This is a genomic window from Sinorhizobium sp. (assembly GCF_059070375.1).
Genome location: NZ_JCACWC010000002.1, coordinates 28152 through 44359, shown reverse-complemented (window position 1 = coordinate 44359; position 16208 = coordinate 28152). Strand labels below are relative to the sequence as shown.

At 56.6% G+C, this 16208-nt stretch carries 16 protein-coding genes; 8 read left to right on the top strand and 8 right to left on the bottom strand.

All coding sequences use genetic code 11. The annotated features are described in order from the left end of the window. Positions 1-51 precede the first annotated feature (51 nt). Positions 52-1380, top strand: a complete 1329-nt coding sequence (locus AC5J09_RS04920) for a polysaccharide pyruvyl transferase family protein (protein WP_494297092.1) — start codon at positions 52-54, stop codon at positions 1378-1380. A gap of 62 nt (positions 1381-1442) precedes the next feature. On the opposite strand, the gene AC5J09_RS04915 is transcribed toward AC5J09_RS04920, so the two are convergent. From AC5J09_RS04915 to AC5J09_RS04905, 3 genes are all read right to left on the bottom strand, one after another. After that, positions 1443-1739 carry a hypothetical protein gene (locus tag AC5J09_RS04915; RefSeq protein ID WP_494297091.1) on the bottom strand — a complete coding sequence of 99 codons (297 nt, stop codon included), beginning with the start codon at positions 1737-1739 and terminating at the stop codon, positions 1443-1445. Between the two features lie 168 nt (positions 1740-1907). Then, entirely contained in the window at positions 1908-3941 is a 2034-nt protein-coding gene (locus AC5J09_RS04910; RefSeq protein WP_494297090.1) for an acyltransferase family protein, read from the bottom strand. A gap of 112 nt (positions 3942-4053) precedes the next feature. Continuing rightward, positions 4054-5043 (bottom strand): KpsF/GutQ family sugar-phosphate isomerase, encoded by a 990-nt coding sequence (locus tag AC5J09_RS04905; RefSeq protein ID WP_494297089.1) that lies wholly within the window; start codon positions 5041-5043, stop codon positions 4054-4056. Between the two features lie 279 nt (positions 5044-5322). Here AC5J09_RS04905 and AC5J09_RS04900 point away from each other — a divergent pair, with 279 nt between their 5' ends. Then, positions 5323-6060, top strand: coding sequence for a hypothetical protein (locus AC5J09_RS04900; RefSeq protein WP_494297088.1), 738 nt, complete (start codon positions 5323-5325; stop codon positions 6058-6060). Here AC5J09_RS04900 and AC5J09_RS04895 read toward each other — a convergent pair. After that, positions 6036-7529 carry an ArnT family glycosyltransferase gene (locus tag AC5J09_RS04895; protein ID WP_494297087.1) on the bottom strand — a complete coding sequence of 498 codons (1494 nt, stop codon included), beginning with the start codon at positions 7527-7529 and terminating at the stop codon, positions 6036-6038. The two genes, AC5J09_RS04900 and AC5J09_RS04895, sit on opposite strands and share 25 nt — an antisense overlap. 314 nt (positions 7530-7843) lie before the next feature. Between AC5J09_RS04895 and AC5J09_RS04890 the strand changes: the two genes are divergently transcribed. Continuing rightward, positions 7844-8533, top strand: coding sequence for an LPS glycosyltransferase (locus AC5J09_RS04890; RefSeq protein WP_018098610.1), 690 nt, complete (start codon positions 7844-7846; stop codon positions 8531-8533). A 136-nt stretch (positions 8534-8669) separates the two neighbouring features. Here AC5J09_RS04890 and AC5J09_RS04885 read toward each other — a convergent pair whose 3' ends face one another. From AC5J09_RS04885 to AC5J09_RS04875, 3 genes are all read right to left on the bottom strand, one after another. Then, on the bottom strand, positions 8670-9569 hold the full coding sequence (locus tag AC5J09_RS04885; protein WP_494297086.1) for a glycosyl transferase: 900 nt from the start codon (positions 9567-9569) through the stop codon (positions 8670-8672). A 63-nt stretch (positions 9570-9632) separates the two neighbouring features. After that, the gene (locus AC5J09_RS04880) at positions 9633-10364 is read right to left on the bottom strand and encodes a membrane-anchored protein (protein WP_494297085.1); all 732 of its coding nucleotides are present in this window, start codon (positions 10362-10364) and stop codon (positions 9633-9635) included. A gap of 39 nt (positions 10365-10403) precedes the next feature. Beyond that, positions 10404-11234, bottom strand: a complete 831-nt coding sequence (locus tag AC5J09_RS04875; RefSeq protein WP_494297084.1) for a 3-deoxy-manno-octulosonate cytidylyltransferase — start codon at positions 11232-11234, stop codon at positions 10404-10406. Between the two features lie 229 nt (positions 11235-11463). Between AC5J09_RS04875 and AC5J09_RS04870 the strand changes: the two genes are divergently transcribed. Then, the gene (locus AC5J09_RS04870; RefSeq protein ID WP_494297083.1) at positions 11464-12378 is read left to right on the top strand and encodes a glycosyltransferase family 92 protein; all 915 of its coding nucleotides are present in this window, start codon (positions 11464-11466) and stop codon (positions 12376-12378) included. Positions 12379-12436: 58 nt separating this feature from the next. After that, complete coding sequence (locus AC5J09_RS04865; protein ID WP_494297082.1) at positions 12437-13408, top strand: mitochondrial fission ELM1 family protein; 972 nt, start codon at positions 12437-12439, stop codon at positions 13406-13408. 19 nt (positions 13409-13427) lie between these two features. Here AC5J09_RS04865 and AC5J09_RS04860 read toward each other — a convergent pair whose 3' ends face one another. Then, complete coding sequence (locus AC5J09_RS04860; RefSeq protein ID WP_494297081.1) at positions 13428-14273, bottom strand: glycosyl transferase; 846 nt, start codon at positions 14271-14273, stop codon at positions 13428-13430. 567 nt (positions 14274-14840) lie between these two features. Between AC5J09_RS04860 and AC5J09_RS04855 the strand changes: the two genes are divergently transcribed. The 3 genes from AC5J09_RS04855 (at position 14841) to AC5J09_RS04845 (ending at position 16082) form a co-directional block, all read left to right on the top strand. Continuing rightward, positions 14841-15062, top strand: coding sequence for a heavy-metal-associated domain-containing protein (locus AC5J09_RS04855; RefSeq protein ID WP_494297080.1), 222 nt, complete (start codon positions 14841-14843; stop codon positions 15060-15062). A gap of 307 nt (positions 15063-15369) precedes the next feature. After that, entirely contained in the window at positions 15370-15567 is a 198-nt protein-coding gene (locus tag AC5J09_RS04850; protein WP_324764027.1) for a hypothetical protein, read from the top strand. Between the two features lie 134 nt (positions 15568-15701). Further along, on the top strand, positions 15702-16082 hold the full coding sequence (locus tag AC5J09_RS04845; RefSeq protein ID WP_324764028.1) for a YbaN family protein: 381 nt from the start codon (positions 15702-15704) through the stop codon (positions 16080-16082). The last annotated feature ends 126 nt before the right edge of the window (positions 16083-16208 follow it).

Below are 16208 nucleotides of genomic sequence, written 5' to 3'. Positions count from 1 at the left end.
TGTGCACTTATACAGGAGCCATTATCCTGAACCTGATCGGAAGCACGAAAATTGTTCGAGGGGATAAAGTCCGCCATACATTGGCGGTTCGCCAAAAAACTGAGGAATTCAAATCCTGATAGAGCTGCAAGGCACTTGGTGCTGGCAGCTACAGGACGCGGGGCAGACGTCTCCAGAGCCAGGCGCGCTGTGGGATTCCTCGTGGCAGACAAAAGGTACTCGGACGCTCGCACGATTTGCCGGGAGCAGATATCGACAGGCGACCCATCCGGCTTTTGGCGGCATTACGAGAGCTTCGTTGACGAGCTCGCAAACTCCTGCCGACCCCAAGAAGCGTCTGGTTCGAAAATCAAGATCGCTCTGTTCAACGACACAGACTTCAGGGTCAATATCGGATGCCGGCTGACAAGCCAGGGGCTCAAGCAACAGATTCTAGATGCGTTCCCGGACGCCGAGATCACATCCATCGGTTTCAATTTCTCAGCCTTCAGAAAGGAGTTCCCGAAGTCCACATCCGCTGGAGGATATGCACCCTCGGACATTGAAAGCCGACTTGCCACTGCATATGGCGAAGATGCCGTTGACCATATAGCGGCCGCCGATTTCGTGATCCTTCAGCCGGAGGGATCGTTGGACCACCGGACAACGGCAGACGGGCTTGCGACCTTCTTCACACCTGTTCTTACCGCCAGGACACTGAGGAAGCCGTTTGCTGTATTGAACGGAACGATACCTATCTACGAAGGCGAACGATCGGACTATCTCAAAGGGCTCTTTCGCGAACTCGGCCATGTAGCCGCACGGGACGAAATCTCGGCGGAGCATTACGGGATCGAATTTCTGGTGGATGCCGCATTCCTCCGAATATCGCCAGCACCTGTGGCCGAACGCGACGGTTGCCTGATAACCACCGGCGCCAGAAACAATGCCGAAGAAGACGTTGAAATCCTAAAGGCTGCACTGAAGGTCTGCGAGGCGCTGAAGCTTCGGCCCGTCGTTCTTACGCATGCAGTTGAACGCTTCTCTCCATATGAGGCCGAGATCATTGAACGTGGCGGCATTTTTGCTGAGACGGCCAGTATAGAACATGCTGCCGAGACGATCTCGCAATGCCGCCTGCACATAGGCGGGCGATATCATATGGCGATCTTCAGTCTCCTCTGTAACGTTCCTTCTCTCCTCTTCGACGTTCAAACGCACAAAAACCAGTGGCTGGGGCGCTACTCTCCTCTGATAACGCTTGTGCATCCGCACACCGACCTCGATGCCGCGGCAGCCGCGGTGCTGAGCAGTGGCGTATCGCAGGGAGATCCGGGATCACCGGCCGCGGAGAAATACGTTCATTTCCTGAGGCGCGCTATGGCTGAGCAGCCGCTATAGTCGGTCCCCGGTGGACGAGACGCTGCTGCGGCGCCCGGCCAATGACAGCGGCGCGTTGGGAACTATCGCCATTGGCGGTAATGCGATGCAGATAGCGGCCTACCCGCAATCGGCGAGATCGTGTTCGTCCGCCCCTCCACCGCCCAGTTCAGAATTGCATTTGCCTCGGCATGCATCTTTGCTCTGATCTCGGCCCGTTCCACTTCACTGGAAACGAATTGCAGCGGTATACGTTCAAGTGCGCTGAGTACGTCCTGCTTGAGGTCGGCATCGGGATCGTCCCTGAGCCTTTTGGTTGCAAGGACTTTCACCAGAAACTCTAGGGTCGCGACCCGCAATCCGTCATCTTCGAAATGCAAACTTCCGCCCCCCGGTGACCGCACCTTGACCGGAGATTAACAGCGGCGATTGTCAGTGGCAATTCGGATTTACAGTATACGTATGAGAATGAACGCGGCGCAATATTCAAAGTTTCTGGGGTGACGGAGAACTGTCTCACGTGCGGACGAGTACCGGCCGCTCCCGGTTCAGCGATTCGAAACCTGGACACTCTCCCGCATTCTGCTCAACACCGGACCAAAGACTGCCGAGAGACTTTCCGCACCTTTCGCCGACAGGTGATCTCCGTCCTTATAGAGAACGGTGCCCTCTCGCATGACATGACACCTGGAGGCGTCGCAGATTGCGCGCATCGGATCGACGACCAAAGCTCCGCTCGATCTGGCGGCATCCGCCAACACCAGCCGGGCCAAGGCTTGCCGCCGGTTCGTATATTCAAGAGAAGGAGCGATATCGAGCGAGCGACCGGACGCAGCCGCTCGTGCGAGGGCCTCCGGGACATCGAAACCCATCTCCGGCACATCCATCACCAAAATCGCCTTCGATCCGTGCCGAGCGAGCCTGGTCAAAGTCGCATCAAGTCCCTTCCTCACCGGAACAGACCAATCGGTCCGGGAGGGTACGACGCGAGGGTCAAAGAAAATCCCCTGCCCCGGAAGCTCTTCTCGGTGGACGTACTTGGGCCAATAGCCCACCATGAAAATGAAGGCGAACTTTCTCTTCTCGATCAGCGACATCACTGCGGAATTGTGATCGATGCACCTCTTGACCGCCCCCGGAGGACCGAAATCCGTCTCTGGCAAGGGCGGGCACGATCCGCGCCCGACGAACATGCCCGAGATACCCATTTGGCGAGCGGCAATGTCAATCGCAGGAGCGATCGCAGCGGCATGAGAATCGCCCCAAACGAGGAACCGCGGCTCGCCTGCAGTCTCGAACCCGACCCGACAGATATCCCCTCTCCTTATCTGAACCGGTGTCAGACCTTCCCCATTTGAATCGGTGAAACACCGTTTGGAGGAGAACGGGCTCTCATCATAGGTGGCCTGGTAAAGCGTTCGGGCCTTTTCGGGCAATCTTTGGGGAATGCCTTCCAAATCATTGACAATGAAACCGAAGGCGACCGCAGAAGAAACAGCAGCGCTACTCACGCCGACGATTGCGACGCGCGAGGATGCCAGCACGCCATACCGCGCGGGCTGCTCGACGAACCTCCATGAAATGTATGCGAGAGCGAAGGACATCGCCACGGCGGTCAGCGCCCATCCGGTTGTCAGTTCGTGGCCAAGGCCGTAGCGCAAGAACACGATTACGGGCCAATGCCAGAGGTAGAGGGAGTATGAGATGCGTCCGATGAAGACCGAGACGGGATTGCCCAGGAGGCGGCCTATCGCTCCGCCTCGACAGTGTGCGTGGATCACCAGGGCCGTACCGAGGCAGGGCAGTGCGGCATAAATACCGGGAAAGGGTGTATCGGGAGAGTAGCCGAAAACGGCCAGGGAAACGGCCAGCAGCCCGAATGCCGCCAATGCCTGCGAGCCGCGGGCCTCATAATTTGAGGTAGGAGCAATGGCAACAAAGACTCCGATCAGCAACTCCCAAACGCGGAAATGCAGCAAGTAGAATGCTTTTTCGGGCGAGTGCACGATCCCCCAAGTGCTTGCCCCGAAGGACAAGAGCGCCACCGTCAAAACGATTGCGGGAATGTGCTTACGTGCGAATTTGAAGGCAAGGAAAACCGCGATGGGAAAAATCAGGTAAAACTGCTCTTCCACAGACAGGGACCAGGTATGAAGCAATGGCTTCAATTCTGACGAGAGATCGAAATAGCCGCTCTCGCTGCGGAACAGGATGTTCGAAGTGAATACGGCAGCAGCTTGTACGCTATCGCCAAAATACCGAAACTCCTGCGGCATCAGCAAAAACCATGCCGCAACGGCCGAAACGGCAATCATCGAGAACAATGCCGGGAAAATGCGTCTCATCCTCCGAACGTAGAACGCCCAAAAGCTGAAGCTGCCACGCTCGAGGTCGGTGAGGATGATCCTGGCCATGAAATAGCCAGACAATACAAAAAAGACGTCGACCCCGACGAATCCGCCGGAGAAAGAATTAAAGCCTGCGTGAAAGAGGAGCACAGGCAGGATCGCCACAGCTCGCAAACCGTCCAGGTCCGGGCGATACTCGAAGTCTCGGTGGATTACTGCCAAGCGCGTTCCCATTTTCGTGATGGACTGCCAAAGCCAATGCGGCGTTTCAAGTCCACGTTAGATCGTACGGTTTGCTCCAGGGGACGTCGGCTCGTCAACCTTCTCCGGGCGGCACCATTTGTCTTCAGGCAACGCCGGCACGCAGAAGATCGTGGACGTGCAAGATGCCCGACGGCCGGCCAAAATCATCGACCAGAAACAGCACCGTGATCTTTTGCGATTGCATCATTTCCATTGCCGCACTTGCCAGCATTGCAGTCGTAATCACGCGAGGCATATGCGACATCACGGTCTCGACCGTGAGGAGCAACAGATCTTGTGACATATGGCGCCGCAAATCGCCGTCGGTAATGATGCCGACAAGCTCACCGTCGCTACCAACGACGCCGACGACCCCGAAACCCTTCGAGGACATCTGGATGACCGCTTCGCTCATTGGGCTACCGATCGGCAAAAGTGGCACAGCCTCGCCCGAATGAGCCAGCTCATGGGCAAGCAGCAACTGCGAGCCGAGCTTGCCGCCCGGATGAAAGGTCTTGAAGTCCTCGGCCGAAAACCCCCTGCGCTCGAGCAAGGCTATTGCGAGAGCATCCCCCACCGCCAACTGCAGCATTGCAGACGTGGTCGGGGCCAGACCATGAGGGCATGCCTCCGGCACTTTCGGCAGGACGAGCGGGATCGTGGAGTTGCGAGCGATTGTGCTGCCGGCATTCGAGGTGACGGAAATGACCGGAACGTTGAAGCGCTTGGCGTAAGTGAGGACGTTCCCGAGTTCGACGGTCTCACCGGACCATGAAAGCAGGATAAGCAGATCCTGCGCGGTGATCATGCCAAGATCGCCGTGACTTGCTTCCGTCGGATGCACGAAATAGGCGGATGTTCCGGTAGAAGCAAGCGTCGCGGCGATCTTGCGTCCGATGTGCCCGCTCTTGCCGACACCCGCAACAACGACCCGCCCACGCTGGGAGGCGACGAGTTCGACGGCGTCGACAAAACTACGGCGCAAGGCCGCATCATCCTCCAGACAGGCCGCCAGGGCATTGATCCCGTCGGCGGCAGTGGCGATCGTACGACTGATCGACGCCAGTATTGGGTCACTTACAACCACGTTCATTTCTTGACTGCCCGTAATTATCGACGACCGGTGCTAAAGGCGTCGCTTACCGTTGAAGTCTTCGAAATCAAATCAAGATGGCTAAATTGTGCGATGCATGGGTATTTCCACGCTTTCTGAAGCGGGGCGACGGAGTATTGAAAGAATTGCAATACCGGCTCACCCCCTTCTAGGCGAAGAACCGGGCCGCGAATGGACACGTAGGCTGGCTTGTGCGAGACATAAGATGTCAGTCCCTTAAGTGAATCTCGCCTGCCTACCTGGTCAATGGAATTCGCGATGACGATTGAACCCGAAGCGCTTGAAAAATTGCGAGAAAAGCACTGCCGCTGGCTCTCGCGACTTGGCATAATCGACAAGCCGTGGCTGATTCTCGGTTCGGCGCCCTCCCCCACGATTCCGCCGGACCTGGTTGGATATTGCGCACGCGTCGACGTCAATAACGCTGGTAAGACGGCCAATGCACTGGGTCTCCCACCCGCCGATTTGACATTTCGAAAGCGGAAGAAGTCGTGGGAAGAGCATCCCTATGTAAGGACGAGGGGTCTTTTATGGCTTCATACAAAGTCTATCTGGGTGATGTACCTGAAACTTCTGGCAATGCCGCAAGTTCGCTACAAGAGCCTGATGCGCGCCACCAAAGCTGAGCGCGAAGCGATCGTCGAGGCCGTGAGCGGCGGACTTCCCCCCGATATTGGCGAAGTCGGTAAGGTGTCGAACGGAGTTGCCGCCCTGTGCTACGCTCTTTTCATGGGAGTGCCGTCCGTGACACTGGCGGGGTTCTCAGTCACCAAGATGGGTCATTCCTACGACGACAAGGGGAGAATTCGGAGGCAGATTGCCGAAGACACCTTCGTTCTGACGCAGTTGAGAGATCGAGGAAACGTCTTCACGACCGAGTTGGAACTCTCCGAGCATATCGGCCTGCCTTTCATTCGCGATAAAAGCGACCTCGCCGTCAAGCCGGGCACCCCGATCGGCCCGGATCGGCGTCAGCGGACGTCCGCCCAAACATAGGCAAACGTGTATACGTCGCCCGGGCGTCCGGCGTTGTAGGGAACCGAGACGATCGTCGGCTTCAAGCCGGCAATTGTTGCGGGCATGAGCTGCAGTAGAGCCGAAATGCGAGGCGGAATCTCTTCTCGTCCCCTGCCTTCGGCCGACCAGACCGCCAAAATTCGGCCTGCCGGAAGACGTCTTTCCGCCTCCTGAGAAATTCCCGCCAGGATGATCGGGGTGTCGGGAAACTGAATCCTGAGGTTACCCGCCACGATCCTGTCGTCGACCACGATGGCGACCGGCGGCGGGCCGGGCTCAGCGCGCACAACCTGGGCGAAGCCGTTAAAGGGCGTATGTGCGAAGGAATAGTCGCCGATCATCGGACCGACGAAAACTCTTGCCCAAAGCATGACGATTACGCCGACGGAGAGGACGCCCGCGATCGAAAGAAGTGCCGGCAGACGACGGGCAGGGTCCAGACCGGCGGCATCGATCTTCAGCGCCAGGTAAAGTGGGAGAAGCGCAGTAAAAAGCGCCAACCACTTCGCACGGATGTGGGTCGCATCCATTGCAACGACGATAATCGCTATGATGAGGAAACAGGCGAGAATCATCCTGCCGACGACCCTCGTCCACAGGCTCTCGGCGCGAAGGATCTTCCTGAGATCCGCGTAGAAGACCAATCCGAAGACGGCAAGGGTCAGCGCGACGCCCTTGAGACTTGCAACTGCGAGCGAAACAAGCCCTTGGATCGCGTGCGGCAGCATCGCGCTGTCCGCCCCCTCCTTCATTTCAGCGACAGTGACACCCGTGGCATGTCCAAGATTATTGACGACCCAATAGGCATGGGGTGCCACGATCACCGCGCAAACCGCAACTGAAGCAAGCACGCGCCAGTCGAGCAGATATTTGCGCAGCTTTGCCTCGGGCAGGATGGCGAGCAGTGCCGCCGCGGGGAGGATAACAAAATTATATTTGGAAAGCGCCCCAAGCCCCACGGCAACGCCGACAAGCAGGTAGTGGCCAAGGTTCGGTGGGTTCTTTAAGGCGCGGAAAAAGCCGTAGAGAAAAAGCGACACCGCAAAAAGCGCGGCGACGGTGTGCGACAAGTCGCGCTGTGACAGAAGGAAAACCGGTGGCAGTGTCAGGACGCCCAGCACCGCGACCGCCGGAGCGAGCCGACTATTGGAGAGGACACCCGCCGTGAGCCCATAGAATAGAAGGAAGAGGAACAGAAAACCGTTCTTTACGATGGTCAGCGACGCGACGGAGATACCAAATAGGGCCACCACTCCATATTGAAGCCAGTTGTAGAAGGGTGGCTGCGCTCCGTATCCGAGCAGCAGATATTGTGAGAGCAGAGCTTGCTCGGACTCGTCGATCTCGAGCGAGTCCGGGCGCAGGATTTTCAAGATGATGCTGAGCAGGCAATAACCGGCAATCAGAACATATAAGAAATCCGGTCTTCGAACCAGGAGGCTGCGCATTCCTCTCCCCATCGTCCCTGCCCGTGCTGGTGGCAATATCGCGGACCAGGGACAAGCTACTAGGCGAAGTTCGAGGGAATTGCCAGAGGCCCGATCGAGGACCGCGAACAACCAAACACATCGTTTCGCTTCATCACGACGAGACGGTGCGGCCGGAAAGCGGTCGCTGCCGGCGAGAGAACGTTATCCGTTACACGAGGCTTCACGGCGCCGCCTTTTTTGGCTACACCTGAAAGCTTATACGCAAATAAGTGAGTTTGAGTCGTTTCGCGGCTGCCAAGCACGCTTGAAGCCTACCTGTTATCGGAGGTTTAATGACGGAAAGTGCTCATATTTACATCGGCTTCGACAGCAAGGAAGTCGTCGCCTATCATGTTCTTTGCCAAAGCATTTTGGAAAAGAGCTCCATCCCGGTCACGTTCACACCGATATCCTTGAACAACGTCGACAGGATTTTTACGCGCGAGCGGAATCCTCTCCAATCTACAGAGTTTTCCTTTTCCAGATTCCTCGTGCCTTATCTAAGCCGCTATGAGGGTTGGTCTCTTTTCGCTGATTGCGACATGCTAATGCGGACTGATATCGCCCAGTTGTGGGAACTGAGAGACGATCGCTACGCAGCGATGTGCGTAAAACACGACTACGTTCCGAAAGTCGAAACGAAGTTCCTGGGCCAGGTCCAAACGAAGTACGAAAAGAAGAACTGGTCGAGCGTGATCCTGTTCAACAATGCCAAGTGCCGAAAGCTCGATTTGGATTACGTCAATACTGCTACCGGGCTGGAGCTGCATCAGTTCAAGTGGCTGGATTCCGACGACCTGATCGGCGAACTGCCCGCGAGCTGGAACTGGCTCGTAAACGAGTATGAATATTCGCCGGATGCAAAGCTTGTACATTTCACCGATGGCGGGCCTTACTTCGATGAGTACAAGAACGATGACTACGCCGAGGAATGGTTCGCTGCACGTGATCGTGTTCTTCATGTAACGCAGCGCTCGGCTTAATCGCTCGACACCCAATAAGCCTTTTTCATCGGGGGGGGCGGTTGCCCGTCCCTTCGCATCGTCCCGTGCCGATGCGCCGGCGATGCACTTTCGCCAGAGAACCACTTGGCGATGGAGCATCACTGGCATTGGAGCATCACTGGGCGAAAGTTGAGTCGTAGCCGAACCCCATTCCGACAAGGGCCGAGACCGGCGAGTGGTTTACGACCTCGATGCCGCTTTCGGCGGCTATGCTGCGTGCCATGACCAAATGATCGACGATCCGCTTTTGGGCCGCGACGATTCCCGAATAGGCCTTATCGGTTGTTTCGTAGTACCTCGGTTCATCGGCATTGCTGAGATCTATCCCCACAAAACCGATCGAGCGGGGCCTCCAGGCGACGGCAAACTGTGCGGCTGAAACCGCGACCGAGCCTGCCTGGAAAATGCCGGCCAAGGGGTCTTCGGAAAAGCCGACGTCGCCGTCCTCGCTCAGCCGCACATACGGCAGCTTGCGCAGTTCCGCGGTGTCCCGACGTGCTACCCCGTACGGCTTTCGCACGTTATCGATCAATACGACCGGCCTGTCCCGCAGCCATGTGCCATCCAGCTCGCAGATCGCCCTTATGACGCTCACGGACAGCAGACAGACGCAGGCGGCAGGAATTCGCTTTACGAGATCGAAGTGTCTCCATACGAACCGTTCGTCTTCGATTGCTATCGCCAGAGGCTTTGCTACCACGCTGGGGAAAAGGTGCAACGCGCCGTTCAAGAGAAGGCACGAAGACCCGTCTGCGCGGGTCAGATCGCATCGGGCGACAGAGGGGCCGGAGCCGACGATAAGCACATTGGACGGCCTTTCTTTCAGGGCGCGCGAGGGGCTCGTGAGACGTCCTACCAACTCGCCGCGATACTGGATCGTGCCGTCTCGATCAGCGGTTGCAAGTTCGAGCTTGAGTCCGGGAAACCAGTCCTGAACATGCGCCCTGGAACGACCCAGGAGGAGCCGAACGGCGATCTTGATGAAGGAACGTGAAAAGGGACGATTTGAAATCATTGATTTCTCTAACGCAGGCGTTGAGCGAGCAAAATGAGGACACAGGGACAAATATGCAAAGTACTAGCGGCTTGAGCCGCTCCACAACGGAATGCCTAATTCTTCCGAAACCGGGGGATCCGCCGTGAAGATCGGGCGGCCCTCACTAATCAGCTTCGAAACAAGGACTTTATCCATTTGAACATGAAGACGCGTCAAACCCGTTGAATTGTAGACGTGACCGCTTGAGTTCGGATTTATTCCCGTGATGATGACGGCGGGTGCGCCGTTGTAGAGGGCAAAAAGGACCGCGTTCATACCGTTTGAGCATTTGGAATCGGCGTCCATCTCGAGGGAGCGCAAGTCAGCCACACGATCCAGCAAGGCCATGCGCTCGTATCGATCGACGATTTCCAGCCGATCGTATTTGTAATCGAACGCTCGCAAACCTTCCTCCAGGCGCGTGCGATCGTCCTTGCGCCAGAGAAATACGTAGAGCGTCCCTGTACGCTGCCCTTTCAGCACACGCCTGACCTCGATCGCGTTTGCAGTGGTTCCTTCGACCTGGTTAAACATCATCATGGTAATATCCGGCGCCTCAACGCCCCACTTGGCGATGACCGATTGCGAGCCGTTCACGGTAATGATTCTGAAGCTCTCGTCCAATCCGGCCGGCCTATTGGAAAGGGGCGCGGATCCGACAACCACGACGGGGCTGTTGAATTGAAAGGGTGCGGCCGGCGGATCCGGGCGCAGTATACGGTACTTCAGATTTCGGTATATGCGCTTACGCGCGTCGGAAATCCATGACCCCATTTATCCTCACCAGAAATCGATATCGGAAATTCGATGCTGCTATGCTTTGGTCTTCTTTAGGAACTTCGGCTTCAGCCGACGTAAAAATTCGTCAATGGACCGCAACACGCTTGTTAGAGATATCAGCTTGTCGACTTGTGCATCGGTCTGACTCAGACGCAGCGACAGGACTTCTGCGATCGTCGCGGAGATTTCGGCAGCGGGCAACTCCGGGAACCTTGAAGCAAGCGACGCGTAACTGTTTGTGGCGACACCGCCATGCATCGTCAGCTTGCCCACTCTTTCGAAAAGGCGCAAGAAGACCTGCTCGAAAGTCCAATCGTGGACAGCCACCACCCGCCACTGCTCGCTGCGCTTCGCTGAGAAACCCGCCAGGATGATCTTGGCCGGAAGCGCCTGGTCGACCAGCCACAAGGCCATAGCGAAGCCGCTCGTGGGGACTTTGGTCTGCGGGTAAAAGTCAGCGCAAAAGCCGGTCAGATCCAAATGCCCCGTGGGCGTTCCCAAGTAATCGGAACTTGTATTCAATCTCTCGCTCGCCGCCAGGCGGATGTTCATGATACCCAGGAAGTCCTGCGGCGCGAATAATTTGACGACGTCAGCGACCTCTTGTCGGTAAACGATGTTGGCGCCTTTCGGTTGAGCGCGCGAAATCAGCAAGGAGTGGCCGGAAAATTGTTCATCAAGAACCTTGTAGACCTTATTGAAGAATACAAAGAGGGCCGTTCTCGGGTACTCGGCCTGAAGTTCCTTGACGCTAACCTGATCGCTGTTGGCCACCAGGATAACGTGTGAAAACCCGGAAAACAAAGCACGCCATTGCTCCGCCGTCGTCAAATTCTCCGTCGATCCGGAGGCGGGAACGTCCATGGTCACTCATCCCAACTTCAGCGTGCTTTCAGCGCGCGACTTCTCCATTTTACCGAGGCTTGGATTCCAAGTTCGGTCCTCTCCCTCTATAAAGGTGATGTATTCCAAATCAAAGTCGGCATGCTAGTTCTGAAGGTGCATGGCAAAGGCCCGGAACGTCCCTTCTGCGCCGAATGAGGTGCGGGAATGAAGGAGAGCTGTATCGATGTTTAGCAACCAAGGGGCGTAGATGTTTGGACTGAGGGCGAAACGGCATCTTACAAGAGAACTTGCTATCACACCTCCGGCAGGGGAGTTGAACCGACACGGCATTGCGATTGTCGCCTGCGTGAAAAACGAAGCCAGTTACATTGTGGAGTGGGTGCGCTTCCACCAAGCTGTTGGTGTTCGACATTTCCATCTCTACGACGACGGCTCGACTGATGGAACGCTCGAGTTGCTTCAGCGGTCGCTGACCGGCCAAGAACTGACCGTCGTCCCGTGGAAAATGCGCATGCGGGATGAAAAAAGTGGTGAGTTCTTGAACGGGCAGACGATTGCCTTCGCCCATGCGATCTTAAACTTCGGCGGCAAATATGACCGTATGGCTTTCATCGACGTTGATGAATTTCTATTGCCCAAGAACGGTCGAACGTTAGAGGAGGCATTACGAGGAGCCCGTGGATTTCCTAACATCTCGTTGCCCTGGCACATGTTCGGCCATAGCGGTCATGTCTCGCGACCAAAAGGGCCGGTATGCCTTAATTACAAAATGAGGGTATCAGATCCCATGCGGAAGAACCTCGATGCAAGCAACTTCAAATGTATTGTCGATCCGGTCGAAGTCACAAAAGTGGGCGTACATCACTTCCAGACACGTTCCTACGGCGACGAAACCGCAAATGATGCGGGGATGGTGGTGCCAAAGAAAAAGCGGAAGGTTGCCGAATTTTATTCCGCGGAGTTCCTTCAGCTCAATCACTACTACGCGAAATCGGTTGAGGAGCTGAAGGAAAAGACAGAGAGAGGTTGGTCCTTCGACAGTTCCGCAGAGAAATACCGGAAAAAAGTCTCCTCAACCATCAAGTATCTCGAAGCGAACGCCATCGAAGACCGTAGCATGCTCGATTTTGTCGAAAAGAATGGGATCGATCTCGGCCAGTGATAAGTAGCCAGGGCGGAGCACGGTCGGGAGAGGACTAGCGTCACAACGGAGCTCAGCTTTGCAAGATAACCACGACGAAACGGTGAACACGCCCAGCACGACCTGTGTGTGGGCTGTGGCGGAAAGCAAGGCGGGAACGCTTACGCAGTGCCTCGGCGTTGGAAAGGAGTTCCATCGCGAGCCGGTGGTCAAGTTGATCAGTCGGACTCGCGGCCTGAGAAAACTTTTCGAACCCAGATTGTTTCGCAAAAGGGAACCGCGTCCCGAGCTCGTGATCTCCTGCGGTTTCCGCGCTGAACCGGCGGTCCTCGACATCAAAGCGGCCTATGGCGGCAAGCCTCTCACCGTCCACCTCCAACGCCCGCGCATAGAAGGATATGATCTCGTTTTCGTCTCTCGTCACGATTGGGTCGAGGAACTGGACCGGCGACCGAACTTTCATCCAATGGTCGGAGTACCGCATCAGATTACCTGGGCACGGCTCGCGCCTCTTAGGGATGCTGCGCGCAGACGGTTGTCGCCAGACGGGCGCCCAATAGTTGCCGTCTTCGTAGGCGGCTCAAACGGCGCGTACGTTTACGACGACAGAACCCACCAAAACATAAAGGGCGCTATCGAACGATTGGAGAAACAGGGCTGGCGCATCGTTGTGTCGGTCTCACGTAGATCTGAAGACCACACGCAGCAGGCCCTGTCGACACTCAACAGCGAAAGCATCGCTGTTTGGGACAGGCGAAGCGAGAACCCCTACCTCGACTATATGGCGGCCGCCGACGCGTTCGTCGTCGCAAAGGACTCGATCACGATGCCGTGCGAGGCTCTGGCCACGGGCAAGCCGGTCTACATACTGGATTTGACCCCCGTCGAGGGGCCGCGGCTGGATAAGTTCGAGCGCTATCACCGGGACCTGCATGAAACTCTGCAGCTGACCCGGCCGTTCGAGGGAAAGATCGAACCCTACAGCTACGAACCACTGGATGAGACGCGCCGCATCGCCTCGGTAATCCGTTCCCAGCTCAACCGCCCGTAAGGCCTAAGCAGCTTCACGATTATTCGCGCCAGTGCTCCGCCACCCAAGGCGTCGGACGGATGTAGTGCCGCAAGTACTGTAGCGGTCCTTTGTTCTTCCTTTGGTTCGCATCGAGGACTCCCGCTATGTGTTTGAACGCCGTCTTGCGGGGTCCCTTTGTTCCGTATCGGCCATCTATCGCGTGCTGCGGGTGCAGACCGCGCGGAAAAATCACGACACGTGCATCATGTGGCAGGCGTGGCGCAAAGAAATAGTTGAGCGGAAATGGCCAGCGGCAGTCCTGGCGAAAATGGAGAACCCATTTTCGTGGAAAAAACGTTATCCCACCAGGCGCGTTGCGGCTTACGAAGCGCTGCTCGTACCGGTACTCGTCGGCCACGCCCTGGGGGTCGGATCGGAACTTGTCCTGCAGCGGCGCAAGTTTCCCAACGGGAAAGCGGAAGAGGGAAGTTTGCCCGAGACGCTCAAAGGGTGTGGTTTGGTTTCTCGACAGTATTATGTCATCCGCCTCCCCTATTTCGAAGAAACCATCCAGCGACGACACGATCACGAGATCCAGATCGAGAAAAAGCACCGGGCCCTTCAGACTTCCCAAGGTCGGTCCCCAGAGCCGCGCCTTGGGCCATATGCCTCTCGTGTTCGTCGGCATGCTCTCCACGTCGAGTGGAGGCAAGTCTTCGCAAAGTATCGCGGGGTTCAGACCTGCGCGGTTATCGGTAAAACAGGTGAAGGTAAATGGCGGCGTGATGTTGCGAGCAACCATCGCGTACAGCCTGTTAATAAAGGGAGCCCCATATTTTGTGCCCCAATTGATGCAGATGACTTGCTTGACGCCGCCACTTGCTGCCAAAACGCTTGTAGTCATTTGCTCCGTTCCCAGTTGCTGCACATGTCCTGCAGCCGTGATCTTAATTCGCTCGCGGGCGTGCCGAACTGGGCACAAAGAGTGAATAAGCGCGACCATCGTGACCCTATTACTTGCAAGCCGCGCCTTCGCCAAGGCGCTGGCAGCTCGAAATTGGCCAATACATCCACGCAGAAGTGACGAGCAGCTGCCGCGCCTGGTTCAATGTTTACAAGTGATTTCTCGCCGTCAACGCACGCGTTGCACCAAATGATACTGCCCAGTTTGTGGCTGGAAATCGACGCTGGAGTGTCCAATCTCAGCTCCGTCGAGTTCACCGGAAAGCCGCCTTGACGCTTTGGAGCAGCGGCTCGCGACCGGCTGTGGACCTGTTAAACGGCCGCTTTGGGGCACAGCGTTACCTGCAATCGGCCGCATTGCATCGATTTTCCTCTCCTTGGCTCGCCGGTTCTGGTTCTGGCCACCATCATGATCAGGGGTGCACAGACAGAATTGTAGAGCACACCCTTGACCTTGCCATCGTTGGAATCTCCACATTCACTCAAGTCAGATCAAAGGAGACTTTCGATGCATCACGTCACTGTAGAAGACATGACCTGCGGACATTGCGCCGCCACGGTCGAGAAGGCCGTCAAAGCCGCCGACCCGCAGGCCAAAGTGGCCGTCAATCTCGAGGCGAAAACCGCCTCGATCGAATCGGGGATCGGATCCGATGTACTCATCGCTGCGATTGAAGATGCTGGTTACCGGGCGTCCTTCAAGAAGTCCTGCTGCAGCCACGTCGATTGATATCCAAGGCAACCGAAACATTCGAAACGCAGCTGTGAGGAATTCAAAGCAGGCCCCGTCCCGCGTGAACTGCCTCGGCTGGGCGAGAGCGAAAGGTCGCGGACCTGGTGCAGATCGCTACGACATGCCGAAAGGTTGGCAACCTCCGACGTTCGCCATCTCTCCGGTCGAGAAAATTCCCGGCAGAGTACCCAGAGATATTTGCATGGAATGACGAGGGCTTGGCAGAAAAAGGCTCCACAACGGGAGCCTTGTCATGTGATTGAATTTTCGATTTGATCGATACCGGCAACACAGGGGCAGCTCGATGACTTACCTCGAAGAAGAGTCAGAACGCGGAATTCAGCTCTTTATGGCTGAATACGCGGTCAACCGGGAAGACGCCCTTCGTCTCATCGTTCGAGACTGGTTAGGCAGTCACGGTTATCTCGCCTTAACCGAAGACGAATCAGAACTCGGCAGAGACACCGCAATCGACGAGACGGGGACGCTTGGCGGGGCCTAGAGCAGCGAGGCGCCTTTTCCCCGCCACTCCTGTATGTTGTGGAAGCACCTTGTCTGTCCCATCCGGAGGTCTATTTCGTGTCGGCGGAAACGCGCGTCGCGCCGCCATTTGGCAACTGACCGGAGAAAAGGCAGATGAACCTTTCCGTGCGCCTTGCACTTCTCGGCCTCGCCTGGGCGATGGTCGGGCTCGGCATTGCCGGAATCTTTCTCCCGCTGCTGCCGACGACGCCTTTCCTCCTCCTGGCGGTGTGGTTGTTTTCGCGTTCCTCGCCGCGCCTCGCGAAATGGCTGATGGACCACCCGTTGTTCGGGCCGCCATTACGTGACTGGCAGGAAGAAGGAGCAATATCACGTCGCGCCAAGATATCTGCAATTTTGCTGATGAGTTTGGCACTCATTTATTTGTGGGTTGCGTTCGAACCACCGGCAATCGCTTTGATCGTGGTTGCGGGGATCATGTTTACCTGCGGTGCCTTCATCGTGTCCCGCCCAGAACCGCCAAACAAGCGATGAGATGAGCAGCAAGTCCGCCGCGCTACTTCTTTCGACACGTCCTCTTGTCAGCGATGCGGAGTAGGGATGCGTGCCGGCCAGCAGTGGTGAATGAGATCGCTCCTAACGGATAAGTGCGGCATCGCT